Source organism: Streptomyces sp. BBFR2 (genome assembly GCF_044497305.1).
Taxonomy (GTDB): Bacteria; Actinomycetota; Actinomycetes; order Streptomycetales; family Streptomycetaceae; genus Streptomyces.
In genome coordinates, this window is record NZ_CP172415.1 from 1,599,659 (window position 1) to 1,624,886 (window position 25,228).

Annotated in this window: 20 protein-coding genes; 5 read left to right on the forward strand and 15 right to left on the reverse strand. The window is 69.8% G+C overall.

Translation table 11 applies throughout. The features are described from left to right. Position 1 precedes the first annotated feature (1 nt). The 5 genes from dapB to eccD form a co-directional block, all read right to left on the reverse strand. Positions 2-754: a 4-hydroxy-tetrahydrodipicolinate reductase gene (gene dapB / locus ACGH2B_RS05585; protein ID WP_399084991.1), complete on the reverse strand. Its 753-nt coding sequence runs from the start codon at positions 752-754 to the stop codon at positions 2-4. 35 nt (positions 755-789) lie between these two features. Beyond that, positions 790-2,169 carry a M16 family metallopeptidase gene (locus tag ACGH2B_RS05590; RefSeq protein ID WP_399084993.1) on the reverse strand — a complete coding sequence of 460 codons (1,380 nt, stop codon included), beginning with the start codon at positions 2,167-2,169 and terminating at the stop codon, positions 790-792. Beyond that, complete coding sequence (locus ACGH2B_RS05595) at positions 2,166-4,382, reverse strand: polyribonucleotide nucleotidyltransferase (protein ID WP_399096731.1); 2,217 nt, start codon at positions 4,380-4,382, stop codon at positions 2,166-2,168. The genes ACGH2B_RS05590 and ACGH2B_RS05595 overlap by 4 nt, the downstream gene beginning before the upstream one ends. 296 nt (positions 4,383-4,678) lie before the next feature. Continuing rightward, complete coding sequence (gene rpsO / locus ACGH2B_RS05600) at positions 4,679-4,966, reverse strand: 30S ribosomal protein S15 (RefSeq protein WP_009714645.1); 288 nt, start codon at positions 4,964-4,966, stop codon at positions 4,679-4,681. Between the two features lie 154 nt (positions 4,967-5,120). Next, complete coding sequence (gene eccD, locus ACGH2B_RS05605; protein WP_399084996.1) at positions 5,121-6,581, reverse strand: type VII secretion integral membrane protein EccD; 1,461 nt, start codon at positions 6,579-6,581, stop codon at positions 5,121-5,123. 287 nt (positions 6,582-6,868) lie between these two features. Here eccD and eccCa point away from each other — a divergent pair, with 287 nt between their 5' ends. Further along, positions 6,869-10,825 carry a type VII secretion protein EccCa gene (gene eccCa / locus ACGH2B_RS05610; RefSeq protein ID WP_399085000.1) on the forward strand — a complete coding sequence of 1,319 codons (3,957 nt, stop codon included), beginning with the start codon at positions 6,869-6,871 and terminating at the stop codon, positions 10,823-10,825. A gap of 262 nt (positions 10,826-11,087) precedes the next feature. On the opposite strand, the gene ACGH2B_RS05615 is transcribed toward eccCa, so the two are convergent. Together ACGH2B_RS05615 and ACGH2B_RS05620 are read right to left on the reverse strand one after the other, a co-directional pair. After that, complete coding sequence (locus ACGH2B_RS05615) at positions 11,088-11,834, reverse strand: WXG100 family type VII secretion target (RefSeq protein ID WP_399085003.1); 747 nt, start codon at positions 11,832-11,834, stop codon at positions 11,088-11,090. Then, entirely contained in the window at positions 11,831-12,139 is a 309-nt protein-coding gene (locus tag ACGH2B_RS05620) for a WXG100 family type VII secretion target (RefSeq protein WP_399085005.1), read from the reverse strand. The genes ACGH2B_RS05615 and ACGH2B_RS05620 overlap by 4 nt, the downstream gene beginning before the upstream one ends. A 235-nt stretch (positions 12,140-12,374) precedes the next feature. Between ACGH2B_RS05620 and ACGH2B_RS05625 the strand changes: the two genes are divergently transcribed. Together ACGH2B_RS05625 and ACGH2B_RS05630 are read left to right on the forward strand one after the other, a co-directional pair. Further along, the gene (locus ACGH2B_RS05625; RefSeq protein WP_399085008.1) at positions 12,375-12,779 is read left to right on the forward strand and encodes a hypothetical protein; all 405 of its coding nucleotides are present in this window, start codon (positions 12,375-12,377) and stop codon (positions 12,777-12,779) included. A 422-nt stretch (positions 12,780-13,201) separates the two neighbouring features. Continuing rightward, positions 13,202-15,190, forward strand: a complete 1,989-nt coding sequence (locus ACGH2B_RS05630) for an ATP-binding protein (protein WP_399085011.1) — start codon at positions 13,202-13,204, stop codon at positions 15,188-15,190. Between the two features lie 126 nt (positions 15,191-15,316). On the opposite strand, the gene ACGH2B_RS05635 is transcribed toward ACGH2B_RS05630, so the two are convergent. Beyond that, the gene (locus tag ACGH2B_RS05635) at positions 15,317-15,616 is read right to left on the reverse strand and encodes a hypothetical protein (protein ID WP_399085014.1); all 300 of its coding nucleotides are present in this window, start codon (positions 15,614-15,616) and stop codon (positions 15,317-15,319) included. Positions 15,617-15,813: 197 nt separating this feature from the next. Between ACGH2B_RS05635 and ACGH2B_RS05640 the strand changes: the two genes are divergently transcribed. Together ACGH2B_RS05640 and ACGH2B_RS05645 are read left to right on the forward strand one after the other, a co-directional pair. Next, complete coding sequence (locus ACGH2B_RS05640) at positions 15,814-16,146, forward strand: hypothetical protein (RefSeq protein ID WP_399085017.1); 333 nt, start codon at positions 15,814-15,816, stop codon at positions 16,144-16,146. Positions 16,147-16,291: 145 nt separating this feature from the next. After that, positions 16,292-17,356 carry a PE-PGRS family protein gene (locus ACGH2B_RS05645; RefSeq protein WP_399085020.1) on the forward strand — a complete coding sequence of 355 codons (1,065 nt, stop codon included), beginning with the start codon at positions 16,292-16,294 and terminating at the stop codon, positions 17,354-17,356. Between the two features lie 236 nt (positions 17,357-17,592). Here ACGH2B_RS05645 and mycP (ACGH2B_RS05650) read toward each other — a convergent pair whose 3' ends face one another. The 7 genes from mycP (ACGH2B_RS05650) to eccB form a co-directional block, all read right to left on the reverse strand. Next, positions 17,593-18,900 (reverse strand): type VII secretion-associated serine protease mycosin, encoded by a 1,308-nt coding sequence (gene mycP / locus ACGH2B_RS05650; protein WP_399085023.1) that lies wholly within the window; start codon positions 18,898-18,900, stop codon positions 17,593-17,595. A gap of 87 nt (positions 18,901-18,987) precedes the next feature. Beyond that, positions 18,988-20,442, reverse strand: coding sequence for a hypothetical protein (locus ACGH2B_RS05655; RefSeq protein ID WP_399085026.1), 1,455 nt, complete (start codon positions 20,440-20,442; stop codon positions 18,988-18,990). Between the two features lie 69 nt (positions 20,443-20,511). Continuing rightward, a complete protein-coding gene (locus ACGH2B_RS05660) occupies positions 20,512-20,841 on the reverse strand; it encodes a hypothetical protein (protein ID WP_399085029.1) in 330 nt (109 codons plus the stop codon). Further along, positions 20,834-22,114 carry a type VII secretion-associated serine protease mycosin gene (mycP, locus tag ACGH2B_RS05665; protein WP_399085032.1) on the reverse strand — a complete coding sequence of 427 codons (1,281 nt, stop codon included), beginning with the start codon at positions 22,112-22,114 and terminating at the stop codon, positions 20,834-20,836. Before mycP (ACGH2B_RS05665) ends, ACGH2B_RS05660 begins: the two co-directional genes overlap by 8 nt. Before the next feature lie 194 nt (positions 22,115-22,308). Continuing rightward, on the reverse strand, positions 22,309-22,599 hold the full coding sequence (locus ACGH2B_RS05670; protein ID WP_399085035.1) for a WXG100 family type VII secretion target: 291 nt from the start codon (positions 22,597-22,599) through the stop codon (positions 22,309-22,311). 118 nt (positions 22,600-22,717) lie between these two features. After that, positions 22,718-23,035, reverse strand: a complete 318-nt coding sequence (locus tag ACGH2B_RS05675; protein WP_399085038.1) for a WXG100 family type VII secretion target — start codon at positions 23,033-23,035, stop codon at positions 22,718-22,720. 387 nt (positions 23,036-23,422) lie between these two features. Next, a complete protein-coding gene (gene eccB, locus ACGH2B_RS05680; RefSeq protein WP_399085041.1) occupies positions 23,423-25,117 on the reverse strand; it encodes a type VII secretion protein EccB in 1,695 nt (564 codons plus the stop codon). Between the last annotated feature and the right edge of the window lie 111 nt (positions 25,118-25,228).

Here is a 25,228-nt window from a genome sequence, read left to right on the forward strand (position 1 = left end):
GTCAGCCCAGGTCGAGGAAGTGTTCCAGGCCCAGCGTCAGGCCCGGGGTGGACACCACACGGCGCGCGCCGAGCAGGATGCCCGGCATGAAGCTGCTGTGGTGCAGCGAGTCGTGGCGGATGGTGAGGGTCTCCCCCACGCCGCCGAACAGCACTTCCTGGTGGGCGAGGAGCCCGCGCAGCCGTACCGAGTGGACGGGCACACCGTCGACGTCCGCGCCGCGGGCGCCGTCCAGCGCGGTGCTGGTGGCGTCCGGCTGCGGTGCGCAGCCGGCTTCCTCCCGGGCCGCGGCGACGAGCTGCGCGGTACGGGTGGCCGTACCGGACGGGGCGTCCGCCTTGTTCGGGTGGTGCAGCTCGATGATCTCGGCCGACTCGAAGAACTTGGCGGCCTGCCGGGCGAAGGTCATGGTCAGCACGGCGCCGATGGAGAAGTTCGGCGCGATGAGCACGCCGGTTTCCGGGGAGGCGGCCAGCGCGGTGCGCAACTGCGCGAGGCGGTCCTCGGTCCAGCCGGTCGTCCCGACCACGCCGTGGATGCCGTGGCGGACGCAGAAGTCGAGGTTGCCCATGACGGCGTCCGGGTTCGTCAGCTCGACGGCGACCTGGGCGCCGGCGTCGGTCAGCGCCTCCAGGGAGTCGCCGCGGCCCAGCGCGGCGACCAGCTCCATGTCCTCGGCGCCCTCGACGGCCTTGACGGCTTCCGAGCCGATCCGGCCCTTGGCGCCGATGACGGCCACGCGCAGCTTGCTCATCGTGTCAGCTCTCTCTCGGTGGTACGGCGGACGGGTCAGGCGACGGCTTCGTGCAGCCGGTCGGCCTGCCGGTCCTTCAACGGGCCGATGACGGACAGCGAGGGCCGCGCGCCCAGCACCTCGCGGGCCACCTCGCGGACCTCGTCGGGCGTGACGGCGGCTATCCGCTCCAGCATCTCGTCGACGGAGAGCTGGGCGCCCCAGCACAGCTCGCTCTTGCCGATGCGGTGCATCAGGGCGCCGGAGTCCTCCAGCCCGAGGACGGTGGAGCCGCGCAGTTGCCCGATGGCGCGGCGGATCTCGTCGTCGGTCAGCCCCTCGGCGGCGACCTGGTCGAGCTGGTCGCGGCAGATCGCGAGGACGTCGCGCACCTGGTTGGGGCGGCAGCCCGCGTAGACGCCGAAGAGGCCGCAGTCGGCGTAGCCGGAGGTGTACGAGTACACGCTGTAGGCCAGGCCGCGCTTCTCGCGGACCTCCTGGAAGAGGCGGGAGCTCATCCCGCCGCCGAGCGCGGTGTTGAGGACGCCCAGGGCCCAGCGGCGCTCGTCGGAGCGGGCCAGTCCCGGGGTGCCGAGGATGACGTGGGCCTGCTCGGACTTGCGGTTCAGGTGCTCGACGCGGCCGCCGGCGCGCAGCGTGCGGGAGCCGGAGCGCGGGGCGATCGGGGTGGCGTCGGTGCCGTCGAGGGCGCCGGCCCGTTCGAAGGCGCGGCGGACCAGGCGGACGACCTTTGCGTGGTCGACGTTGCCGGCGGCGGTGACGACGAGGTGCGTGGGGTCGTAGTGCTTCTTGTAGAAGCGGCGGATGCGCGCGGGGGTAAGGGCGTTGACGGTGTCGGGGGTGCCGAGGACCGGGCGGCCCAGGGGGGTGTCGCCGAGCATCGTGTGCGCGAAGAGGTCGTGGACGCCGTCGCCCGGGTCGTCCTCGGTCATCGCGATCTCTTCGAGGATCACGCCGCGCTCCGCCTCGACGTCCTCGGGCTCGATGAGCGAGCCGGTGAGCATGTCGCAGACGACGTCGATGGCGAGCGGCAGGTCGGTGTCGAGGACCCGCGCGTAGTAGCAGGTGTATTCCTTCGCGGTGAAGGCGTTCATCTCGCCGCCGACGGCGTCGACCGCCGCGGAGATGTCCAGGGCGCTGCGCCGCTCGGTGCCCTTGAAGAGCAGGTGCTCCAGGTAGTGGGTGGCGCCGTTGAGCGACGGGGTCTCGTCGCGGGAGCCGACATGGGCCCAGATGCCGAAGCTGACCGAGCGGACGGTGGGCAGGGTCTCGGTGACCACCCGCAGACCGCCGGGGAGGACGGTCCGGCGGACGGTGCCCGCGCCGCCCTCGCCCTTGAGGAGTGTTTGGGTACGGGCGACGGCCCGCCCCTCCGAGGAGGTGCGGGCCGTCGTCCGGTGAGTGCGGGACGTCACTTGGCGGCGTCGTCCTTCTTGTCGTCGCCGTCCTCGCCCTCGATCACGGGGATCAGGGAGAGCTTGCCGCGCTGGTCGATCTCGGCGATCTCGACCTGGACCTTCGCGCCGACGCCGAGCACGTCCTCGACGTTCTCCACGCGCTTGCCACCTGCGAGCTTGCGGATCTGCGAGATGTGCAGCAGGCCGTCCTTGCCCGGGAGCAGGGAGACGAACGCGCCGAAGGTCGTCGTCTTCACGACGGTGCCCAGGTAGCGCTCGCCGACCTCCGGCATGGTCGGGTTGGCGATGCCGTTGATCGTGGCGCGGGCGGCCTCGGCGGCCGGGCCGTCGGCGGCACCGATGTAGATGGTGCCGTCGTCCTCGATCGTGATGTCGGCGCCGGTGTCCTCCTGGATCTGGTTGATCATCTTGCCCTTGGGGCCGATGACCTCACCGATCTTGTCCACGGGGATCTTGACGGTGATGATCCGCGGGGCGTTGGGGGACATCTCGTCCGGGACGTCGATGGCCTCGTTCATCACATCGAGGATGTGGAGGCGGGCGTCGCGGGCCTGCTTCAGCGCGGCGGCCAGGACCGAGGCGGGGATGCCGTCGAGCTTGGTGTCGAGCTGCAGCGCGGTGACGAACTGCTTGGTGCCGGCGACCTTGAAGTCCATGTCGCCGTAGGCGTCCTCCGCACCGAGGATGTCGGTGAGGGCGACGTAGTGGGTCTTGCCGTCGATCTCCTGGGAGATCAGGCCCATGGCGATACCGGCGACCGGGGCCTTGAGGGGCACACCGGCGTTCAGCAGCGACATGGTGGAGGCGCAGACCGAGCCCATGGACGTCGAGCCGTTGGAGCCCAGCGCCTCGGAGACCTGGCGGATCGCGTAGGGGAACTCCTCGCGGGTCGGCAGGACCGGCACGATGGCGCGCTCGGCGAGCGCGCCGTGGCCGATCTCGCGGCGCTTGGGCGAGCCCACGCGGCCGGTCTCACCGACGGAGTACGGCGGGAAGTTGTAGTTGTGCATGTAGCGCTTGCGGGTCACCGGGGAGAGGGTGTCCAGCTGCTGCTCCATGCGGAGCATGTTGAGGGTGGTGACGCCCAGGATCTGGGTCTCGCCACGCTCGAACAGCGCCGAGCCGTGCACGCGCGGGATGGCCTCGACCTCGGCGGCGAGCGTACGGATGTCCGTGACGCCGCGGCCGTCGATGCGGACCTTGTCCTTGATGACGCGCTCGCGGACCAGCTTCTTGGTCAGCGCGCGGTAGGCACCGGAGATCTCCTTCTCGCGGCCCTCGAACTGCGGGAGCAGCTTCTCGGCGGCGATCTCCTTGATGCGGTCGAGCTCGTTCTCCCGCTCCTGCTTGCCGGCGATGGTCAGCGCCTGGGCCAGCTCGTCCTTGACCGCGGCGGTGAGCGCCTCCAGGACGTCGTCCTGGTAGTCGAGGAAGACGGGGAACTCGCCGGTCGGCTTGGCGGCCTTGGCGGCGAGGTCGGCCTGGGCCTTGCAGAGCACCTTGATGAAGGGCTTGGCGGCCTCCAGACCGGCGGCGACGACCTCTTCGGTCGGGGCCTCGGCGCCGTCCTTGACGAGCTGGACGGTCTTCTCGGTGGCCTCGGCCTCGACCATCATGATCGCGACGTCACCGTCGGGCAGCACACGGCCGGCGACGACCATGTCGAAGACGGCGTTCTCCAGCTCGGTGTGGGTCGGGAAGGCGACCCACTGGCCGTTGATCAGCGCGACACGGGTGCCGCCGATCGGGCCGGAGAAGGGCAGGCCGGCCAGTTGCGTGGAGCAGGAGGCGGCGTTGATGGCGACCACGTCGTAGAGGTGGTCGGGGTTGAGCGCCATGATCGTCTCGACGATCTGGATCTCGTTGCGCAGGCCCTTCTTGAAGGAGGGGCGCAGCGGCCGGTCGATCAGGCGGCAGGTGAGGATCGCGTCCTCGGAGGGCCGGCCCTCGCGGCGGAAGAAGGAGCCGGGGATCTTGCCGGCCGCGTACATCCGCTCCTCGACGTCGACCGTCAGGGGGAAGAAGTCGAGCTGGTCCTTGGGCTTCTTCGACGCGGACGTGGCCGACAGCACCATGGTGTCGTCGTCCAGGTACGCGACGGCGGAGCCGGCGGCCTGCTTGGCCAGGCGGCCCGTCTCGAAGCGGATGGTGCGGGTGCCGAAGGTGCCGTTGTCGATGACGGCTTCGGCGTAGTGGGTCTCGTTCTCCACCAAGAAAATCTCCTCGTCAGCGTCCGCCGCCCGTGTGGCGGCGGACCTTCGTCGGGGAGCGCCGGTACGGGCCGGTCTTCGATCGAAGCTCCCGGGGCGCGCCGCGCGGAACGTCTCGCGCGGGGTACATCCGGGGGCCACTACCGAGGACCGGCGGCCAGGGGGCGCTCCCCCTCGTTCGGTTGTGCTCGTGACACCAGACTACAAAGCTTCCGGCCGCCTCGCGGCGACGCCGGTGTCCGGTGCGTACGGCAAAGGGAGCGGCCCCCGGCGGGAACCGCTCCCTTCACGGCGTCTTACTTGGCGCCCGCCGCGCCGCGGCGGATGCCCAGGCGCTCGACCAGCGCGCGGAAGCGCGTGATGTCCTTCTTCGCCAGGTACTGCAGCAGGCGGCGGCGCTGGCCGACGAGCAGCAGCAGACCACGGCGGGAGTGGTGGTCGTGCTTGTGGGTCTTGAGGTGCTCGGTGAGGTCCGAGATACGGCGGGAGAGCAGGGCCACCTGGACCTCGGGGGAGCCGGTGTCGCCTTCCTTCGTGGCGAACTCGGTCATGATCTGCTTCTTCGTGGCGGCGTCGAGCGACACGCGATACTCCTCTGGGTGATCGGTCCGGGAGCGTCCCTGGATTTGCTTCACAGGGAATCTTGATGACTCACGGCGGACCGTCACACAGCGTACCAGCCGACGGCGACGGCCCCCCGGGCGGACCTGGGGGGCCGTCGTGGAGCGCGGGCGCCGGTCAGTTACCGGTCAGGCCGCGCACCTTGGCGTAGACGTCCAGCACCGCGAGGCAGAGCGGCACCAGCGAGAGCAGGACCAGGCCGTCGAAGATGTCGAAGATCCGGCCCCAGAAGGGGGTGACACCCTTGCGGGGGACGATCAGTCCGACGCCGACGAGCAGGGCGGCGCCGCCGGCGATGCTGGCGGAGAACCAGACGGTGCGGATGTTGAGCGGGCCGGAGTCGCCGAAGCGGGCCAGCTCGACGAGGGCGTCGACCGGCGGGTGGAGCGTGATGCCCAGGATGAGCAGCACGATCGTGAGGATGCCGGCGACGGTCATGCAGGCGATCTGCGCGGTGTAGTCGAAGAGCCGGGCGCGGAGCATGATCGTGATGCCCGCGGCCAGCGCCATCAGCTGGGCCCACATGTTGTCGGAGAAGCCGAGGACGACACCGGCGGAGCCGACGACCAGGGCGGAGCAGCCGGCGACGAGGCCGAGCAGCAGCTCGTGGCCGCGGCGGGCCTGGTTGCCGATCTTGATGAAGTCGACGGCCTCGGAGTCGCCGTCGGCGTCGTAGCCCTTGGCGATCTGGTCGGGCGACTTGTAGCCGATGGGCAGGCGGGCGAAGCGGGCCGAGAGGCCGGGCAGCCAGGCGACGAGCGCGATGGAGACGGCGGCGGTGACCGCGGCGACCTCGATGGGGGCGGCGTCGGTGAGGATCGCCGCGAAGACCGCGAGGGTGCCGATCGCCGAGAGGAAGGCGGCGGCGACGAACGGTGCGTCGCCCTGCGGCAGCAGGACCACCAGAAGGACGGAGGCGATCAGGACGACCACGCAGCCGACGAGGAGGTGGAGGCGCCCGGGGCCTTCGCCCGCGTCGACGGGGAAGATGCCGGAGCCGGCGATCAGCAGGTGCGGCAGTGCGGAGAGGCCCAGCGCGATGGAGGAGCCGTGGTCGTCGTAGACGCGGGCGCGGACGCCGGAGACGGTGACGAGCACGACGCCGACGACGCCCGCGATGATGCCGGGCAGCCGGTGCATGTCGCGGTCGACCGGGTTCGAGAACCAGAGGGCGAACGCCATCATCGTCAGCAGCAGGACGCCGGCGGTGAGGCCGACGTAGTGCATGAGGTCGTCGCTCCAGCGGGTGCGGTTCTGCTTGACCGCGGAGGCGACGGCGTCCGAGACGTCGTCGAAGACCGGGAGCGGCAGCGATTCGGCGAACGGCTTGAGCAGGAGGAGGTCGCCGTCGAGGATCTGCTGCTGCGCGAGCGACCGGCCGGCGTCCAGCACCGTGCCGTCGCGGCGCACGAGGTGGTAACCGGTGGGGGCGCCCTCCGCCTGGGACTGCCCGGACAGGCGCAGGATCTCCGGGTAGATGTCGACGAGTGCGACGTCCTCCGGCAGTGCCACATCGATCCGTGCGTCCGGCGCGGCGACTGTGACCCGGCAGAAGCCGGTTCCTGTGGTCGTGCTCACCTGGCGGTTCCCCCTATCCGTTGGGCGGTTTGTCGCGTGCGTGGCGTATATATGGAGTCATATACGGATCCCTCAGGGAGCCCTCGGGAAGCCTTATTCACGCCGTCGCGGCACGCTCGCGGGGCGTCAGCGTACCGTCCGATTCGGCGCTTGCCCCACTCCCCCCGAGACTTGACTCCAAACAGTAGGATCAACGCCTGCGTCGGGCCAAGGACTTGGCTCGGGGGACCGTCGAATCCAACGGGGGCGGTCCGAGACTGCGAGATGCATGAAGGACTGATGCCTCGGTGAGCGTTGTCATCGTCAAGCGCCCGCCCCGCGCGCTACCACCTGAAGTTCCCGGTGAGGAGGTGACGCTGGAGGCGCCTCCGGAACTTCCCCGGGAAGGGGAACAGGAGAACGTCCTGATGATGTTCATGCCCATGATGGGTATGGGCTCATCGGCGGCTTTCCTTTTCATGGGTGGCCAGCCGTTCATGAAAATCATGGGCGGCGTGATGGTGGTTTCCACTCTGGCAATGGCGATCGTGCAGATCGTCAAAGCGCGTCAAGGCCCTTCCGGGCAAATGGTTCAAGAGCGCCAGGATTACCTCAAGTACCTTTCGCAGAAGCGGAAAGAGGTCCGGCGCACCGCGCGTAAACAGCGCGACGCGCAGCTTTTCACCCACCCCGACCCCGGCCAGTTGTGGTCGGTCGTCGCGGAGGGCAAGCGGGTCTGGGAACGCCGGGCGGGCGACCCGGACTTCGCGCAGGTGCGGCTGGGCCTGGGCCCGCAGCAACTGGCGACCCCGCTGAAGGCTCCGGAGACCGCGCCGGTCGACGAGCTGGAGCCGCTGACCGCGCACGCGATGAAGGAATTCCTCGACAAGCACGGGCACTTGGAGAACCTCCCGCTCGCGGTGTCGCTGCGCGCCTTCTACCACCTGACGGTCTCCGGCGACCCGGACACCGTCTACGGCGCCGCGCGCGCGATGGTGTCGCAGCTGTGCACGCTGCACTCGCCCGAGGACCTGAAGGTGGCGGTCGTCGCCTCGCCCGGCGCGCAGGCGGACTGGGAGTGGACGAAGTGGCTGCCGCACGTCCAGGACAGAACGACGGACGGTGCGGGTACCCGCCGTCTGGTCGTCGGTGATCTCGGCGAGGTCGAGGAGCTGCTCGCCGACGAGCTGGAGGGCCGCGGCCGCTTCAACCCGCAGGGCCCCCCGGTGACGGACACCCCGCACCTGGTGATCGTGCTGGACGCGGGCGAGGTGCCGATCGACTCGGTGATCGCCGGCGCGGAGGGTCTCCAGGGCGTCACGATCATCGAGATCGTCCCCGGTGACCTCGACGAGATCCGCGGCGGTCTGGCCGTCCAGGTCTGGCCGGGCAAGCTGGTGCTGGAGTCGGCCAACGGCGCGGTGTACGAGGGCGTCTGCGACACCCTGTCGATCCCGGAGGCGGAGGCGCTGGCGCGTCAGTTGGCGCCGCTGCGGGCCGGCTCGGGTGCGGACGGCGAGGAACCGCTGCTGTCCAACCTGGACTTCACGGACCTGATGGACATCGGCGACGCCGGTTCCGTCGACGTCCAGCGCACCTGGCGGCCGCGGACGCTGCACGAGCGGCTGCGGGTGCCGATCGGTGTCGACCGGGACGGTCAGCCCGTCATGCTCGACATCAAGGAAGCCTCGCAGGAGGGCATGGGCCCGCACGGTCTGTGTGTCGGTGCGACCGGTTCCGGTAAGTCCGAGGTGCTGCGCACCCTGGTGCTGGCGCTGGCGGTCACCCACTCGTCCGAGACGCTGAACTTCATCCTCGCGGACTTCAAGGGCGGCGCGACCTTCACCGGTATGTCGGAGATGCCGCACGTCGCGGCGGTCATCACCAACCTCGGTGAGGACGTCTCGCTGATCGACCGCATGCGTGACTCGATCACCGGTGAGCTCCAGCGCCGTCAGGAGCTGCTGCGCTCGGCGGGCAACTACGCGAACATCACCGACTACGAGAAGGCGCGTGCCGCGGGTGCCCCGCTGGATCCGCTGCCGTCGCTGGTGATGATCATCGACGAGTTCTCCGAGCTGCTGGCCGCCAAGCCGGACTTCATCGAGATGTTCATCCAGATCGGCCGTATCGGCCGTTCGATGGGTGTGCACATGCTGCTCGCCTCGCAGCGTCTGGAGGAGGGCAAGCTCCGCGGTCTGGACACCTTCCTGTCGTACCGGCTGGGTCTGCGGACGTTCTCCGCGGCCGAGTCGCGGACCGCGATCGGTGTGCCGGACGCCTACCACCTGCCGAACGTCCCCGGCTCCGGCATCCTGAAGTACGACACCGAGACGATGGTGCAGTTCAAGGCCGCGTACGTGTCGGGGCCCTACCGCGGTCCCGGTGCGGGCGGCGGGGGCGGCGGCGGCCGGGCCAACCGGCTGCCGGTGCCGTTCACCGCGGCGCCGGTCGCCGAGCAGATCATCGAGGACCCGACGCCGGTCGAGCCGGAGGCGCCGCAGCAGGACGACGCGCTGGCCGACACCGTGCTGGACGTCATCGTCCACCGCATGCAGGGCCAGGGCCCGCCCGCCCACCAGGTGTGGCTGCCGCCGCTGGAGGAGGCGCCGACCGTCAACCAACTGCTGCCGGCGCTGGCCGTCACCCCCGAGCGGGGCGTGCACGCGCCGGAGTACAGCGCGCTCGGCAAGCTCGTGGTGCCGGTCGCGCTGGTGGACAAGCCGTTCGAGCAGCGGCGCGACGTGATGTACCTGGACTTCTCGGCCGGTGCCGGTCACGGTCTGGTCGTCGGTGGTCCGCAGTCCGGCAAGTCGACGCTGATCCGTTCGGCGATCGCGTCGTTCGCGCTCACCCACACCCCGGCCGAGGTGCAGTTCTACTGCCTGGACTTCGGTGGCGGCGGCATGCTCGCCATGGAGGGGCTGCCGCACATCGGCGGGGTCGCCTCGCGTCTGGACGCCGAGAAGGTCCGCCGTACGGTCGCCGAGGTCGTCGGCATCCTCAACGAGCGTGAGGAGTTCTTCCGGCAGCACAACATCGACTCCATCAACACCTACCGCCAGCGGCGTGCCTCGGGGGCGTTCCCCGACCAGAAGTGGGGCGACGTCTTCCTCGTCATCGACGGCTGGTCGACGTTCAAGACCGACTACGAGCAGCTCGACCCGGTCATCCTGGACATCGCCGGGCGGGGTCTGGGCTTCGGTATCCACCTGATCGTCGCCGGTTCCCGCTACACGGAGATCCGTCCGGCCCTGCGCGATCAGCTCCTCAACCGTGTCGAGCTGCGGCTCGGTGACGCGATGGAGTCGGAGTTCGACCGCAAGCGCGCGGAGAACGTGCCGATGGGCAAGCCAGGCCGTGGTCTGTCGCCGGAGAAGCTGGACTTCCTCGCCGCGCTGCCGCGGCTGGACGGGATCAGCGATCCGGAGTCGCTCAGCGACGGTATGGCGAACCTGGTGCAGACGGTCCGGGAGCACTGGCAGGGCGAGCCCGCCCCGCAGGTGCGGATGCTGCCGACGATGCTGTACGCCCGGGATCTGCCCAAGGGCAGCGACTACCCGGAGCACGGCATCGCGATCGGTGTCGACGAGACGACGCTGTCGCCCGCCTTCGTCGACTTCGAGACCGACCCGCTGCTGGTCATCTACGGCGAGAGCGAGTCGGGCAAGTCGTCGCTGCTGCGCCTGCTGACCAAGCAGATCGCCGAGCGGTACCCGTCCGAGAAGGCGCTGATGGTGGTCTCCGACTACCGCCGCGCGCTGCTCGGCGAGGTCCCGGAGAGCCATCTGTACAAGTACTGCGCCGCGGGGCCGCAGCTTGAGGAGGTCATCTCCGGTCTCGCCGGTTCGCTGGGCCGCCGCATGCCGGGCCCGGACGTCACCCCGGAGCAACTGCGCAACCGCAGTTGGTACGACCTGCCGGACGCGTTCGTGATCGTGGACGACTACGACCTGGTGGCGACGAGCAGCGGCAACCCGCTGCAGCCGCTCCTGGAGTACCTGCCGTTCGCCCGTGACCTGGGTCTGCGCCTGATCCTGGCGCGTACGTCCTCGGGTGCCGGACGTTCCTCGTTCGAGCCGGTGATGCAGCGGACGAAGGAGCTGGGCGCACAGGGCCTGATCCTCTCGGCCGACCCGAGCGAGGGCCCCCTGATGGGCAACATCAAGGGTCAGAACCTGACGCCCGGCCGGGCCACGTTCGTCACGCGCAAGCGCGGCGCACAACTGGTCCAGACCGGCTGGCTGCCGGCGAACAGCCGCTGACCGGCACACCCGTACAGCACAACGGCGGTGGGGCGCCCCTCTTCGGAGGGGCGCCCCACCGCCGTTCCACGTACGGGGCGCATGGGGCCCGACGCATGGGGCCCGACGCATGGGGCCCGGCGCATGGGGCCCGGCGCATGGGGCCCGGCGCATGGGGCCCGGCGCATGGGGCCCGGCGCATGGGGCCCGGCGCATGGGGCCCGGCGCATGGGGCCCGGCCCCGTGCCCTGGCGGGCGCGGTTGGCCGGGCCCGGTGGGTGGGTCAGCCGAAGGCGCCGTGTCTGCCGACGTCGGGGCGGGGGGCGCCGGTGGTGTCGGTGGTGCCATCGGGCTTGCCGGGGGTTTCGGCGGCCGGGGCGTCGGCGTCGGCGGTGGGCGCCGGGCGGGTCGCGGGCGGGCCGTCGGGGCTCTTGCCCGCCGGGGCGGCGTCCTTCGGGCCGTCCGTACCGGACGGGGTGGGCGGGCCGTCGGGGGTGCGGGCCCCCTTGGCGACGCCGGCGCCGCCCCGGACGGGGCCGCCGGGGCCGAACGGGTCGGGGCCCGCGGGCGCGTCGGAGACCGCCCATTCGCCCCGCAGCGGCGGCCGGTTGCCCTGGCCCCCGCCCGCGCCGCCCTTGCCCCGCGCGAAGCCGCCGAGCGCGTTGCCCAACTGCCCGAGGGCCATGACGCCGTACATCAGATCGCGGCTGCCGCCCTGGGAGTTGTCCGCGGGCGCGGCGGGCGCCGGGGCGTCCTTCGCCCCGTCGTGCTCCGGCTCCGCGGGCCGGGAGGCGGCGGAGTCCAGATCGGCGGCGGCCAGTTCGAAGACCGGCAGCGACTCGTCCACCGACCGCTTGAGGCGGTGCCAGTCGGCGGCGAACGCCTCGCCCGCCGGGCCCTGCCAGTCGGCGGCCGCCGCCCGGCCCACGTGCTTGTCCAGCTCACGCACCATGCCGTCGAGGTGACCGCCCATGGCCCGCCAGCCGGCCGCGGCCTCCCGCAGCGCCTCAGGGTTGCCCTGCCCCGTCATCCGACACTCCTGATCATCGTGGCCAGCTCGTCGTCGACGGCCTGCGTCGCGTCGGCGGTCCGCCGGATGTCGCCGCCGACCTCGGCGAGCCGCTGCCGCAACTGCCCGAGGGCGCGTTCGGCCTGTTCGTAGAGTTCCACATGCGAACGGGCCGCTTCCTCGCCGCCGAATCCGTCGTGCAGCGCGGTGGCGTCCGCCCGGCGCCGGAATGCGGTCAACTGCCGTGCCAGATCGTCCGCGTGTTTTTCGAAGACCGCGCCGAGCTTGTGCAACTGCTCGGTATCGGTCCGGACTTCATCGGACATCTTTTCTCCCCGAATTGAATGACAGTGACCTGCCGGACATCCTCCCAGGTGTAGCACACCGGTAAAGGGCCTACGCCCCGCCGTTCGGCGGCCGGACAGCCGCATCCGGAATGCGCGGTACGCGATATCCGGCAATAGCGACAACCCGCCTTGGCGCTCTCTTCGTCCTCGTCATTACACTCATCACGCCGGTGCAGCACATGTGGTGGCTGCGCCACACTCAAGGGGGCACAGCATGAGCAACGAACGGCAGATCCAGGACGAGGACCTGATGGATGTCGCCCAGGATCCGGAGCAGGCGCACCGGCTGCGCAAGGCGCTGAAGACCCTGGCGGACAACCCCAGCGTCGGCGGACCGCTCCAGGAGATGGCCAAGGAGGTCCTGGCCGGGCGGATCGGCATGAAGGAAGCGATCCAGACGCCGATGTACATGGACGCGATCGGTGACCGTATCGGGGAGATGCGGCGTGCGGCGGAGAACCAGACGATGGCGGAGCGCGAGGAGTCGCGCGAGAAGTTCGCCGCCTGGCGGAAGCAGCAGGACGAGCAGGAGGACAAGGAGCGCGCGGAGCGCGACGGGCCTTCCGCCGGTCTCGTCACCGGTCCGCGCCGTGGCCGCGGCGGCTCCTCCCACCGCTGAGACCCCGCGGAAAAGGGGCGGGGCGGGCCCGCGGCAGGGCCCGCCCCGCCCCTTTCCCCGTCTCTCCCGCGCAATTCCCGCCGCCCCCGCCCCTTTTCTTCTCCCCTTCCCCTTTCTTTCTTCACACGGCGCGGTCCAACCGCCCCTTCACGGGCGTACAGAAGGCCCGCCGGGGGGCGTCCGGCGGAGAGCACACCACCGCTCTCCCGGGAAAGGCGTACAGAAATTGGGGGTACGGGGCTTTTCGCCCCGAAAGCCCGCTGCCGGACGGCGGCCCGGACGCCCGGCATCCGGACCGCGGCCGCCGGAACGCGCCCGTGTACCGGTTCCGGAACAGCCTGCCCCGTCGGCGCCGGGGCCCCGGCGCGGATCATAAGATCGCCGGTGGAGCCGGAAAAGCATGACGGTGGAGGGCGGGAATCATGGGGGACGGGAAAGTCATCGGCGCCGCGCGGACGGACGGCGCCACGGCGCCCGGTTACGCGCCGCACCCGTACATCGGCGGCCGTACCGCGGTGCTCCGCGCCCTCTCCGCCTGGCGGATGAGCTGGCCCGGCGCACCCCGCGTCATCGCGCTGACGGGCGCCCCGGGCAGCGGGCGCGGCCGGCTGCTCACCGGTTTCCTGATGCTGTGCGACCCGGAGTTCCGCACCCGGCTGCCGCTGGACGACCTGGACCCGGCGACCGTACCGCCGGACCTTCCCGCGCCCGCCGTGCCCCGCCCCGACGGGCTCACCGCGGCGCAGCTCCTGTGGGCCGTCGCCGACCACTTCGGTCTCGCCGCCACCCGCGCCGCCGACATCTTCACCGAGCTGGGCGCACGGGAGGAGCCGGTGACGGTGGTGGTCCCGGACATCACGGCGGCGGGCCCCGTGCGCGCCGCCGGGGAACCGGCCCGCCTGGTGCGCGAGGTCCTCGCCCCGCTCGCCGCCGTCCCCACCGTGCAGCTCCTGGCCGTCGTCCCGCGCGAGGCGGCCGCCGAGCTGACGGCGGGCCTGCCCCAGGGCCAGGCGCAGATCATCGACCTCGACGCACCGGAGTGGGCCGACCCCGAGGGTCTGGTACGGCACGCCGCGGCGGCGCTCGACCCGGCACGGGGCGCGGCCACCCTGCCGTTCACCACCGACGCGCGGCGGCGCGAAGCGCTCGCCGGGGCGCTGGCGTCCCGCGCCGACGGAAGCCATCTGACGGTGGAACTGGCTGTCCGGTCCGCGCTGCTGGCACCCGACGGGTTCGACCCGGACGACCCCGAGCGGCTGCCCGCCACCGTGGGGCAGGCGGTCGACCTGCACGCCCGGCGGCTGGGCGAGGACCCGCAGACGCTACGGCAGTTGCTGGCACCGCTCGCGCTCGCCGAGGGCGACGGGCTGCCGCTCCCGCTGTGGGGCCCGCTGGCGGACGCCGTGGCGGAGCGCGGCGCGGGCCGGGCGCCGGCCGAGGACGCGCCGCTGACCGCACCGTTCGTGACGCGGGTGGACGCCCCGTCCGCCGCCGGGGACGGCCGCGCCGACGGCCGGCCGCTGGTCCGCCTCGTCCACCCGGCGCTCGCCGCGGAGATCCGGGGACAGCTACCCGACCTCCGGGGCACGCAGACCCGGATCGCCATGAAACTGCTGGAGGCGGTGCCGGGCCAGGACTGGTCCCGGGCCGACCCTTACGTCCGCGACCACCTCGCCGGGCACACCCTGGACGCCGGGCTGCTGCCCCAACTCCTCACCGACCCGGGCCTGTTCACCCATGCCGACCCGGTGGTGCTCCGCGCCGCCGTCGAGGCCGTACCGCTCCAGGAGCTGGGCGCCCCGGCCCGTACGTATCTGCGGACGGCGCCGCTGCTGACGCGTTCGGGGGCGACGCCCGCCCTCCGCGCGGCGTTCCTGGAGACCGCGTTCGTCGAGGACGGGCTGCTGCCGTACGCGCAGGCGCTGCACGGCCTGGGGCTCGCGCTGCCGTGGCACACCCTGTGGAGCCTGCCGGCCGCCGGAGTGACCACCGTCGCCGCCGGGGTGCTGCCGGGCGGCCCGATGCCCGTGCCGGTGATGGTCGGCCGCGTGCCCGACGGGACGCCGGGCGCCCGGTCGCTGCCCGGCGGCGAGGGTGTGTACACCGTCCACGCCCTGGCGGACGGCACACCGGTCGACGCGGCGCCCGAGCAGGTGGTGCACCCGTCCGAGGAGGAGCGCGCCGCCGCCCCGTTCAGCGTCGGTCACGGCGACGGGTACGTGCGGATCAGGGACCGGCGAACCCAGGAGGTGGTGGTCTCGGTGCTCACCGACGCCCCCGTCCTCGGCGCCGATCTGTCGGCGGACGGGGTCCTGCTGATCGCCACCGAGCGCGGTGTCACCGCCCGGCGGCTCACCGCGGCGGCGCCCGCCGTACCGGCCGACGGGGCCGTCTCCGGCGACCGTTCGTAACGCCGGACGTCGAGACGGCGCGCCCCGTACGGGGTGCGCCCGCCCCGTACGGCCGCCCCATGCGGCCCGGCCCGTCGCCACCGGCGGGCTGCTGCGGTCACCTCGCGGGGAACGGCTTCGTCCGGTTCACGGAAGCAGCAGCCAGTCCGCGGCGAGGGCGGCTGCCAGTCCGACTCCGAGCAGCCAACTCCCCAGCCGGGTACGGCCGTGACGGCTGAGTTCGATCACCACGCCGCAGAGCACCAGCGCCGCCCCGTACACGCCGACCACCAGCACCGACGTCCGGCTGGCCAGCCGCACCACCAGCACCACGGCCATCGCGCCCATCATCACCGAGGCCAGCGCGATCCGTATCCGCCGCGCCTGACGGGGCGTCGGCGCCGCCCGCTCCCCCGAAAGAGGCTCCTCGCCCCTGCCTTCTTCCATGATCCGAGATGCTACGGGACCGCCGTCCCCGGCCCCTCCCGTGAGCCGCTTCCCTCCCCGTTCCATACGCCCATTGAGGCTCCACAATTCCCACAGATTCTGCACATTCCCGTTTGACAGTGCGCCATACGGATCACATAAAGTGAGAGCGTTGGATGTGAAAATTGCCATGCGGAAAGCGGCATGCAACGGGGGCGATGATGGCAGATAAGGCTTTTGACGTAGATCCGGACGTCCTGAAGGCACAGGGCACCGCGTTCACCCACATCGGCAGCGACTTCTCCAAGGCGTCGAAGAAGCTTCAGGACGACCTGAAGGGCATCGGCGATCCCTTGCAGGACTGCGACTTCGGGGAAATCTTCAAAACAATCTACGAGCCGATCCGGGACGGCATGTTCAAGTCGATGGACTCGCTCGGAGAACGCCTCGAAGGAATCGGCGAGAAGCTCGAAGAGATGTCCCGGACCTACAATGCCTCCGAAGAGCAGGGCATCCACACCATCAGCGCCGTCGGCCGCCCCGTGATCTGACGGGGTCACCACCCGCCCCGGCACACTCCGGCGCCATCCTCCCGGAATTCCCGGACCACCCCGGCACCACCTGCCACATCGCGGCCCGGCCGAACGGCCGCCGCCACGTCACACTTCTCTGCCACACCGTACGGGGGACAACACCGTGTCACTGACGCTTCCAGGAGAAGTCACCTGGGTCCTGAATCTCCTCGGATACGACTGGCCCGAGGCCGATGAGGACGCGCTCTTCGAATGCGCGGCGGCATGGCGCACCTTCGCCGAGCAGGTCAACGCAACCCTCTCCCAGGGCTCGTCGGCGGCGAACGAGGTCACCTCCGCCAACTCCGGTGAAGCCATCGAGGGTTTCACCAACGAGTGGGGCGCGTTCGCGGGCGGCGGGAACAGCGGCGACAACTACCTCCGTGACGCCGCGGCGGCCGCCGAGGTCATCGCGCTCGCCTTCGACGCCGCCGCGCTCGCCGTCATCGAAGGAAAAGTCGCGGTCATCGCCCAACTGGTGCTGCTGGCCGTGGAACTCATCTCCGCACAGGCCGCCGCGCCCTTCACCCTGGGCCTCTCCGAATTGGGCGCCGCCGGTGCGACACAGGCGACGCGCCTGATCGTCCGGCAGATTCTCGACAAGATCAAGCGGGAAGTGATCCAGGCGGCCACGAAGGCCATGGAGCACGCCACCGTGGACGCCATCAAGAACATGGCCAAGAAGGCGGTCTCCAAGGAATCCCGCAAACTGGCGGCCGACTACATCAAGAAGACCGTCAAGGACGAGGTCAAGGACAAGGTCGTGACCGCGGCCAAGGACCAGGCCAAGGGATTCGTCCAGGAAACCGTCATCGACGGCGCCAAGGAAAAGGCGAAAGAAGCCGGCACCAAGATGGCGCAGAACGTCGTCGAGCAGGGCATCGAGTCCCACTTCGACGAACGCGACGGCATCCGCTGGAACGAAACCGCCGACATCGGCAAGGAACACGCCAAGGAATACGTCGACGACGTCCAGAAGGACGCGGAGAAAAGGATCGGCGAGTACAAGGACGGCGTCACCAGCCTCACCGATCCCACCACCTACGTCGACCGCGCCCGGACCGACCTCACCGACCGCGGTCTCGACCACGCCCAACGCCAGGTCGACAACCGCACCGGCGGCGCCGCCACCCGCCATCAGGAGCACACGGACAGCGTCAAGGAAAGCGTGCGGTCCGTCTTCGGTTAGCCCTCACCTACCGGACCCGATACCACCCTTCAGCCTTCCAGGAATTCCCGGTCCGGCCCGCCACACACGAAAGAGCGGGGCCTGCGGCAACGTCCCTACGTCGCCACAGGCCCCGCTCTTCGTTCTGCCGCCCCGGTCCGGCGCCCCGGTGAAAGGCCCGCGGAACGCCTCACCGCATGCCGGGAACTCGTCCGCTCCCAGACATGCGGTGAGACAGGGGCCGCGTCCGCTACACGCTACTGACCGGGCGGCGGCGGGTACTGACCAGGCGGCGCGGAGTACTGCCCGGGGGCACCACCCTGCTGGTACGGCAGTTGCTGTCCGCCGAATCCGGAGGCGCCGGGCCCACCCGGCGGCGGGCCGTTCCGCCGGCCCTTCCGCCGCGCCAGCAGCACGATCGCCACCACGATCCCGATGACGACAAGACCCGCGACCGCGATGATCGCGATGAAGAGCGGGCTCACCCCCGCCTTGTCCGCCGCCTGCGCCGAATCCCCGGAACCGTCGCTCCCCTGCGAAACCGCCGAATCCCCCCCGGCCGGAGAGGACGTGGCCGTCGGCATCTTCAACGGCCCGTTCTTCGGCCCCGCCGGAATATCCCGCTTGAGCGCGGCAAGCGGCTGGATGAATCCGAAACCGTACTTCTGATCGGGAAGCTGAATCCCCTTCGCGGAGGCGGGGAGACCGGCGCTCTTGGTGAGGCGGTTGACGATCTGCCCAGCAGTGAGATCGGGGAACTTCGCCCGGAGAAGCGCCGCCGCTCCTGAGACGAAAGCGGTGGCATCGGACGTGCCCGTTCCCTTTTGGTACAGCGATTTACCGCTGCTCCCCGCCGAGACGATACCGACCGAGGGAGCAGTCAACAGGATCTGCGGCCCATAGTTCGAACCGGACCAGATCTCACCGCTCTTGCTCACACCACCAACTGCTACCACACCCGGATACCGGGCCGGGTACCGAATGGCATCGGGCCCACCCTGACCCAGGTTTCCTGAACCCGCGATGACCAGGACGTCATGCTTCAAGGCATAGGAAATCGCTTCACTTTCCCCGTCGGAGGAAGGACCGGTCAGCGACATGTTGATGACGGACGCCCCGTGATCAACCGCGTACCTGATGGATGAAGCGAATCCGTTCTCTCCCCGCCCAAGGTCGCGGATAGGAAGAATCTTGGCGTCAGGGGCCATTCCCTTGACCCCCTCCCTCCCCCCCGCACCATGCCCGTGACCGGCGATCGTTGCAGCCATCTGCGTACCGTGGGTATCCCCGTCCTCGGGCTCCGCCGACCCACCGTCGATGAAGTCTTTCCCACTCAGGACGTTGCCCTGCAGGTCCGGATGGTGCGAATTGACGCCGCCATCAATGACCGCGACGGTTACACCTTTCCCCGTTGACAGGTTCCAGATCTTCTCGGCATCGAAAGCCTTCAGAGCCCATTGGGCATCTCTGATCTGGTCCGCCGACGCAACCGGTGCGGTGCCGAAGAGCAGCGCACCGGCCACCACCGCGCCACCCACCACACGCAGCTTCCGTGTGAAGCTCATGCCATTACACCTCTCCAACAGGAAGGGGCCCCGGCACGGAGAGCCGGGGCCCCACCTTGTTACCACCGATCGACAGCCGACAGGTTCTTACTCGATGACCTTCGGCGCAACGTTACGCTCCGACGCCCAGGTCTCCTCGTCCTCGACGAGGTAGTCGGGACGCTCACCGTTGTTCTGCCCCTTCTCCTTGCCCTTGGAGCCGTGCACGCCGGGTGCGCCTGCCATCCCTGCGGGACGACGGCCGCCGGCACCGGCACCGGCGCCGGCCTGTGCTCCGCCACGGCTGCGGTGCAGCCCCGAGCCGCCCTGGCCGGCGGCGCCGGCCTTGCCCTTGCCGGCACCGATGACGCCGCCCTTCTGACGGGCGAGAGCGCCACCGCGCCCGGCACCGCCCGCGCCCTTGGCCCCGGCGCCCCGGCCGGCGCCCGCAGCGCCACCCATTCCGGGCATGCCGGTACGGCCAGCACCGCGCCCGGCTCCGCCGGCACCCGCTCCGCCCCCGACGACGCCCATGCCACCACCGATACCGCCGGCACCGGTGCCACCACCGACACCGCCACCGGCACCGCCGCTCAGGCCACCGCCGGCGCCGCCGAGACCGCCGCCACCGATGCCGCCGGAAAGACCGCCGCCGCCGGCGCCCTTCGGTGGCTGGAAGCTGTCGAGGCCGGTGCTGACGTCAGGGGTGTAAGAGCCCTTGCCAGGCTGGGTTCCGATACCACCGCTGATTCCGGAGGTCTTGGGAGAATCCAGCCCTTCGGAGGAGAAGCCCGGGCCCTTGCCCAACGGCTTCAAAGACGGCGCGCCCCCGTTGCCCGGGCTCATGCTGCCCCCGGTAGGCATCGGCATCGGCACCGGGGCCGGAGGCTCGCCTCCCGGCGGGCCCGGGTAATCCTCCGTCTTGTCGATCTGCTTGGTCTTCCACGTACCCATGGCCTTCGCCTGGGAGACGTAGGCCGCGCCGAGCTGCTCCATCTTGACGGCCATACGGAGCTGTTGCTCCTTGCCCGACGAGAGGTTACCCGTGTTGTTGTCCAGCGCCTGCTGCGTGGTCATTCCCGGGTTGGCGAGGTCACGCTTCAGACCCGAGTCGTCGCGGCTGCCGCCGTCCTGAAACCAGTTGACGGCACTGTCCATCGTGCCGGGCTTCTCCATCGACTCGACCTCGGGCTTGAGTTGCTCAAGGACGCTCGCCGCGTTCTTCATCGCACGGGATGTGTAGTCGGCGTAGAGGGAGCAGTCCGAGATCTTCTTGCTGATCTTGTTGGCCTGTTCCCGGAACTTGTCGGCCGAGGTTCCCTCCCAGTGCTGAAGGACCTCCTTGACGGCTGCGTCGAAGGCGCCCTTGATGCCTCCGCCGCTGCCACCCACGAGCTGGTCGTACACGTCTTTCCAGCCCTTGGAGACGTTGTGCACCTCACCCGGGTTGGACGCCTTCACCATGGCCTGCATGGTGTCCATGTCCATCTCGGCGAAGTTCGTCTCGTGCTCCGCGGCGTAGCAGATCGTTGCCGGGATGTACTCGGATTCAGTACCACTCATGCCCTTTTCCCCCTTTGCTTCTCCACGCCCGTTACGGACCCTCCACACGTGAGCGTCCGAAAGCCCACATCACTCACCGGACATGCTCCCGGCCGTCTGTGATTCCTGGTCCTGGTAATTCCCGTGCGCCTTGCGCGTATTGGTGCCGAACTTGTCCATGACGTCGTTGAGATGCTGCACAACCTCCTCGATGTGCGTCTTCATCTCCGTATGGGCATTCGTCAGCTTGCGCGCCTCCAGGAAGCTGGCACCAGGGGCGTCCGCGCCCAAGGCGTTCGGCGACAGCGATGTCTTGTAACGCGTGTCCGCATGCGCGTTACCGAGGTCCTTGATGATGCCGTTGAGCTTCCTGACCGTGTCCTCGAGCGCGCCGAGGTCAACGCGGTATTGATCACCCATGATGTGTCTCCCCGTGTGATGCGATTCCCGTCTTGCGGCGCCAGTCGCGCAGTGCGATGGACGCCCCGACAACCCCGGCGACCGCCAGAAGTCCTCCGCCCACAATGTAAAGGGAAATCCGCGCCCGTCGGTCCTCGGGGCTCTCTCCGATGGTGAGAGCCGCCGGTTCGATCTTGGTGTTGTTCTGGCTGGCGGGCTTGTCCGGAGTGGGCCGGCCGGTGGGCCGGGTGGTGTCGTTGAGGGCGGCCACCGGGTCGATGACGCCCCAACCGATGTTGTGGTCCGGGCCGCGGCTGACGCGTTCGGCGGTCTGTTCCAGGTGCCAGATCAGCTCCTGCGGCTTCCAGTCCTTGTGCAGGGCCTTGAGGAGCGCCGCGGCGCCGGCCGCGTACGGGGCGGCGAAACTGGTGCCCTGGTCCACGCAGTTGCCGCCGTCGGGCACGGTGGAGACCATGTCGACGCCCGGCGCCGCGATGTCGACGTAGTCGCCGGGCTGGGAGAAGGCCGCGCGTTCGTTGTTGCGGTCGGAGGCGGCGACGGCCAGGACGTTGTCGTACTCCTGGAACGCCGCCGGGTACATGCGCTTCTCCTTGCCGGAAGCGCCGTCGTTGCCCGCCGAGGCGACGATGAGGACGTTCTTGCTCGCGGCGTTGGCGACCGCGGCCTTCAGGGTGGGGAGCAGTTCCTCGCTCGCGTCCGTGCCCTGGGAGATGTTGATGATGTCGACGTGCTCGTCGACGGCCGCGTTGATGGCTTTGGCCAGGCTGTCGGCGGTGCCGGGCTTCTCCTGGTCGGTCTGCTGGAACGGGATGACCTTGGCCTCGGGCGCGAGACCGTAGAAGCCCGAGGTGGGCCGTGTCTGGGCGGCGATGATGCCGGCGACCTTGGTGCCGTGGCCCACTCGGTCCTCGGTGGCCTTACCGCCCTTGACGAAGGTCTTGCCGCCGGCCCCGATGGCCGGTTTGATCTGGTCGTTCCCGGCGTCGATGCCCGTGTCGATGACGGCGACGCGGACGCCTGCGCCCTTGGTGTTCGCCCACAGTTGCTGCGTCATGAGGCGCTGCAGGGACCACGGGGTCTCTTTGATGTCGGTGGTGTTGAACTTGCACTCACCGCTGTTCAGCGGAACGTTCTCGTCCGCGGCCGCCGGGAGGGCGGTGACGCCGGAAAGAGCGATGGTGCAGGCCGTTGTCACCCATACGCCCGCCGCGCGGCGGTGATGCCCTGCTCGGTGACCGTTGGCGCGAGATCCCACGGGTTGTCTGCTCTCCATGCGTGGTGGACGGGACGAGACGAAGAAGCGGTACGGAGGTGCCGTCGGCTGAGGAGCGGCGAGCGGTGCGGAGGTGGACGCCAGAAGGGCGGGCGCACTGGTGCAGCGCGCCCGCCCTCTTCTGCCACTGTGCGAGCCTCGGGGCTGCTCAGCCGGTGTGGTTCCCGCCCCGAGGCGGGAGCCTCTTGGTGCTGTTACCAGATCTTGGCGTTCCGGTCCTCGGTCTGCCGGTAGTTGTCAGCCGCGGTGTCGAGCGCCTTGGCGATGGCCTCCAGCGTGTGGTGGAGGGAGCTGGCGCGCTTGTCCCACTCCTGCTGGCGCGCGTGGTAGCCCTCCTTCGCCGAACCGCTCCAGCTCTCGGCGATCCGCTTGACGCCCGCCTCCAGGTCGTCGAGCTGGTGACGGACCTGGTTCGCGGTGCGGCGCACCTCGGAGGCCGCGTGCTGGATCTGCTCGGGGCTTACGGCAATCTGACCGTGCGACATTCTGTCTCCTCGGAATGGTGTGGATCGATTCACCTGGCCGCGGGGAGGCCCGTCCGACAGCGGGCCGCCGTCCCCACGGCACCTGACTCACCGGGCGCCGCCGGAGCGGCGCCGGGGCTCACCCGAAGGGGGAGGCGTCGATGTGGGAAATCGATGCCGCCTGGTCTTCTTCCGAGGACGTGTAGTTCCCCGTCGTCTGGTCGATCGCTTCCTTGATTTCCTTCAGAAGCTGATTGATACGCGTCGCGTCCTCGTTGACCTGCGTCTGGAGCTGGTGGTACCTGGTGGCCGCCTGGCCCTTCCACGCGGAGGACACGTTCTCGACGGTCCCTCCCAGTCGGCGGATCTCACCGTCGATCGCCTGAGCGACAGAGTCGATCTTGCCGCTGAACGCGACCATCTCTTCTGCCGTTACTTGGAAATTTCCGCCACTCATTGCAACGTCCCCCATGAGACTCGCGCGTCACCCGCGCCGCACCGGTGAAGGCGCCGCGCGGTCGGCGCCACCTGCCGACGCCGACGACCACTTTAACCACTTCATACGGCCACTCCCAACAGAGGGAGCGGTGTTGTGACGGGATCACCACAACACGCCAACTGGCCGCCCCGTGCGCCCAGTTCACCGAAATCATCACGCGAAGTGGGCACGCGGCATTCTATCGGCCCGCGAAGAAAGGCATCAAGGTTTTCCGGGGCCTTCCCGGGGAGCACCGGAAACCACGGAGCAAATCCGGAAAAAGCTGGGTGGGCCACCCGGTTCAGGTGGCCCATCCAGGAAGTCCGGTGCGGTATCGGGGCGGGCCGGAGAGACCCGCCCCCCTTGTCAGGACGTGCCGGTCTTACGGGCGGCCGCGACGCTGAGCGCCGGCCCCTCCGACAGCAGATCCGCCCACGTCATCAGCACGGGGTCCGCGTGGACGTCCTTGTACCCCAGGCGCAGGGCCGCCTGGTTGACCTCCTGGTTGGCGTTGCCCGCCTTGTCGGAGCTGTCGTTGTTGACCGGCACCCGGTACCGCAGCCCGGTGTCGGTGACGAGGTAGAGCGACCCGTCCTTCTCCTGGGGGGTGCGGACCCGCTGGAAGAGCATCCCGCTGCCCGGGGTGACGTAGGAGGAGGCGCCGCTCGCGATGTTCGCCGGGTAGTCCTTGCCGATCCAGGTGCCCATGTTCGGCAGGCCGTTGGGGTAGCCGAGGGCCTTGTCGGCGCCGCCGGGGAGCTTGGTGGTGGTGCCGTCGTAGACGCTGCAGGAGACGCCGTTGTCGGTCGGGGTCGTCAGGCCGCCGGTCTGGGAGCCCTGGGCGAAGTTGTTGGCCATGTCGACGACCTCGGTCGGCCAGGGCATGTCCACATCGGTGCTCGGCACCTTGCCCAGGTACGAGATGAACCGTCCCTTGTCGTCCCGCATCGGGTCGATGCTGGAGGTGGAGACCTGCTCGGGCCTCATGGCCGAGCCGTCGGGGTGCACCATGCGGGCGTTCGGGCCCTCCAGCAGGAGCTGGGCGACGAAGTCCGACACCTGCTGTACGCCGTCCGCGAGAACGACGTACTTCTTGCCCGCCTTCTCGCCGTCCGCCGCGCTCTGGTCCGCGCTGCCGGGGATTTCGAGGACGGTGCCGATGGTGCGGTGCTGCGCGGGGACGCCGGCGGCGTGCGAGGGCTTGCCCGCGCCGGCGATGATCGGCATGTAGATGGGCACCGGGCTCTTGACGAGGGTGTCCATCCACGCCTGCGTCACGTCCTGCGGCTCGGCCTCCTGGAAGAGCACGCGGCGCAGGACCGTGTCCGGGTCCGGGTTGTTCTTGGTCGCCTCGCCCGCGGGCTGGGGGATGCGGCCGTGCAGGGTGGCGTCGAGCGCGAACTTGAAGCCGTTGTGGTCGACCAGCCAGAGCTTGTTCTGCGGATCACGTACGAAGAGCACCTGACGCATGTCGAGGCGGCCCTTGCCCTGGACGAGTTCCTTGTCCTTGCCCCCGAGCACGAACACGGCCTGCTGGGGCTTGCTGTTGGTACCGCTGCCCGGACGGTCGCAGACGGCCCAGGTCTTCGCCTTGCCCGCGTCGTCCTTGTTGGGAAGACGGTCGGGGGCGAACGGAATTCCGACGGCGGGGCCGTGCGCGATCTTTCCGTCCAGTTCGGATTCCTTCACATTCACGACTTTGTACTTGTCGGGATCGAGAAGGAGTTTCGCGGAGGCGAGGTTCAGAACGGGGTGAAGGAGTTTTTCCTTCTTGCCCTGACCGTTGTCGCTCTTGAGTACGACGTAACGAGTGGTCGAATCGGAGCCGACGATGACGTTTTCCCCGACCGCGTCCCACCCCTGGGGCGCCACCGGGCTCAGGATGCCGCAGGCACCGAAGCCGACCAGGATCACGACGCCCATCAGAACGCTCGGCAGCACGGCCTTCAGAGGGCGCGGCGCACTCTCGATCGAGCCGCTCGGCAGCGGCTTCAGAAATGCGGCATTCGTACGCTTCCTCGCGAATGAATACGCATTGAGCTCGTCCCGACGTGATGCCATTGTTGCTTTCTCTCCCCGCGTGTCGGATCCACATCGACCGCCCCCGGCACTCACGCCGTAGCGCCCTCTACTATGCCGTGTGTCGATCGACCCGTACGGTACGGGTGCCAC

Excerpts from the sequence above, each read along its gene's own strand:
- ACGH2B_RS05675 (WP_399085038.1), bottom strand. The coding sequence starts at position 23,035 with ATGAGTGGCGGAAATTTCCAAGTAACGGCAGAAGAGATGGTCGCGTTC.
- mycP (WP_399085032.1), bottom strand. The coding sequence starts at position 22,114 with ATGGAGAGCAGACAACCCGTGGGATCTCGCGCCAACGGTCACCGAGCA.
- ACGH2B_RS05620 (WP_399085005.1), bottom strand. The coding sequence starts at position 12,139 with ATGTCCGATGAAGTCCGGACCGATACCGAGCAGTTGCACAAGCTCGGC.
- ACGH2B_RS05640 (WP_399085017.1), top strand. The coding sequence starts at position 15,814 with ATGATGGCAGATAAGGCTTTTGACGTAGATCCGGACGTCCTGAAGGCA.
- ACGH2B_RS05655 (WP_399085026.1), bottom strand. The coding sequence starts at position 20,442 with ATGAGTGGTACTGAATCCGAGTACATCCCGGCAACGATCTGCTACGCC.
- ACGH2B_RS05670 (WP_399085035.1), bottom strand. The coding sequence starts at position 22,599 with ATGTCGCACGGTCAGATTGCCGTAAGCCCCGAGCAGATCCAGCACGCG.
- ACGH2B_RS05615 (WP_399085003.1), bottom strand. The coding sequence starts at position 11,834 with ATGACGGGGCAGGGCAACCCTGAGGCGCTGCGGGAGGCCGCGGCCGGC.
- dapB (WP_399084991.1), bottom strand. The coding sequence starts at position 754 with ATGAGCAAGCTGCGCGTGGCCGTCATCGGCGCCAAGGGCCGGATCGGC.
- ACGH2B_RS05625 (WP_399085008.1), top strand. The coding sequence starts at position 12,375 with ATGAGCAACGAACGGCAGATCCAGGACGAGGACCTGATGGATGTCGCC.
- mycP (WP_399085023.1), bottom strand. The coding sequence starts at position 18,900 with ATGAGCTTCACACGGAAGCTGCGTGTGGTGGGTGGCGCGGTGGTGGCC.
- eccB (WP_399085041.1), bottom strand. The coding sequence starts at position 25,117 with ATGGCATCACGTCGGGACGAGCTCAATGCGTATTCATTCGCGAGGAAG.
- ACGH2B_RS05635 (WP_399085014.1), bottom strand. The coding sequence starts at position 15,616 with ATGGAAGAAGGCAGGGGCGAGGAGCCTCTTTCGGGGGAGCGGGCGGCG.
- ACGH2B_RS05630 (WP_399085011.1), top strand. The coding sequence starts at position 13,202 with ATGGGGGACGGGAAAGTCATCGGCGCCGCGCGGACGGACGGCGCCACG.
- ACGH2B_RS05660 (WP_399085029.1), bottom strand. The coding sequence starts at position 20,841 with ATGGGTGATCAATACCGCGTTGACCTCGGCGCGCTCGAGGACACGGTC.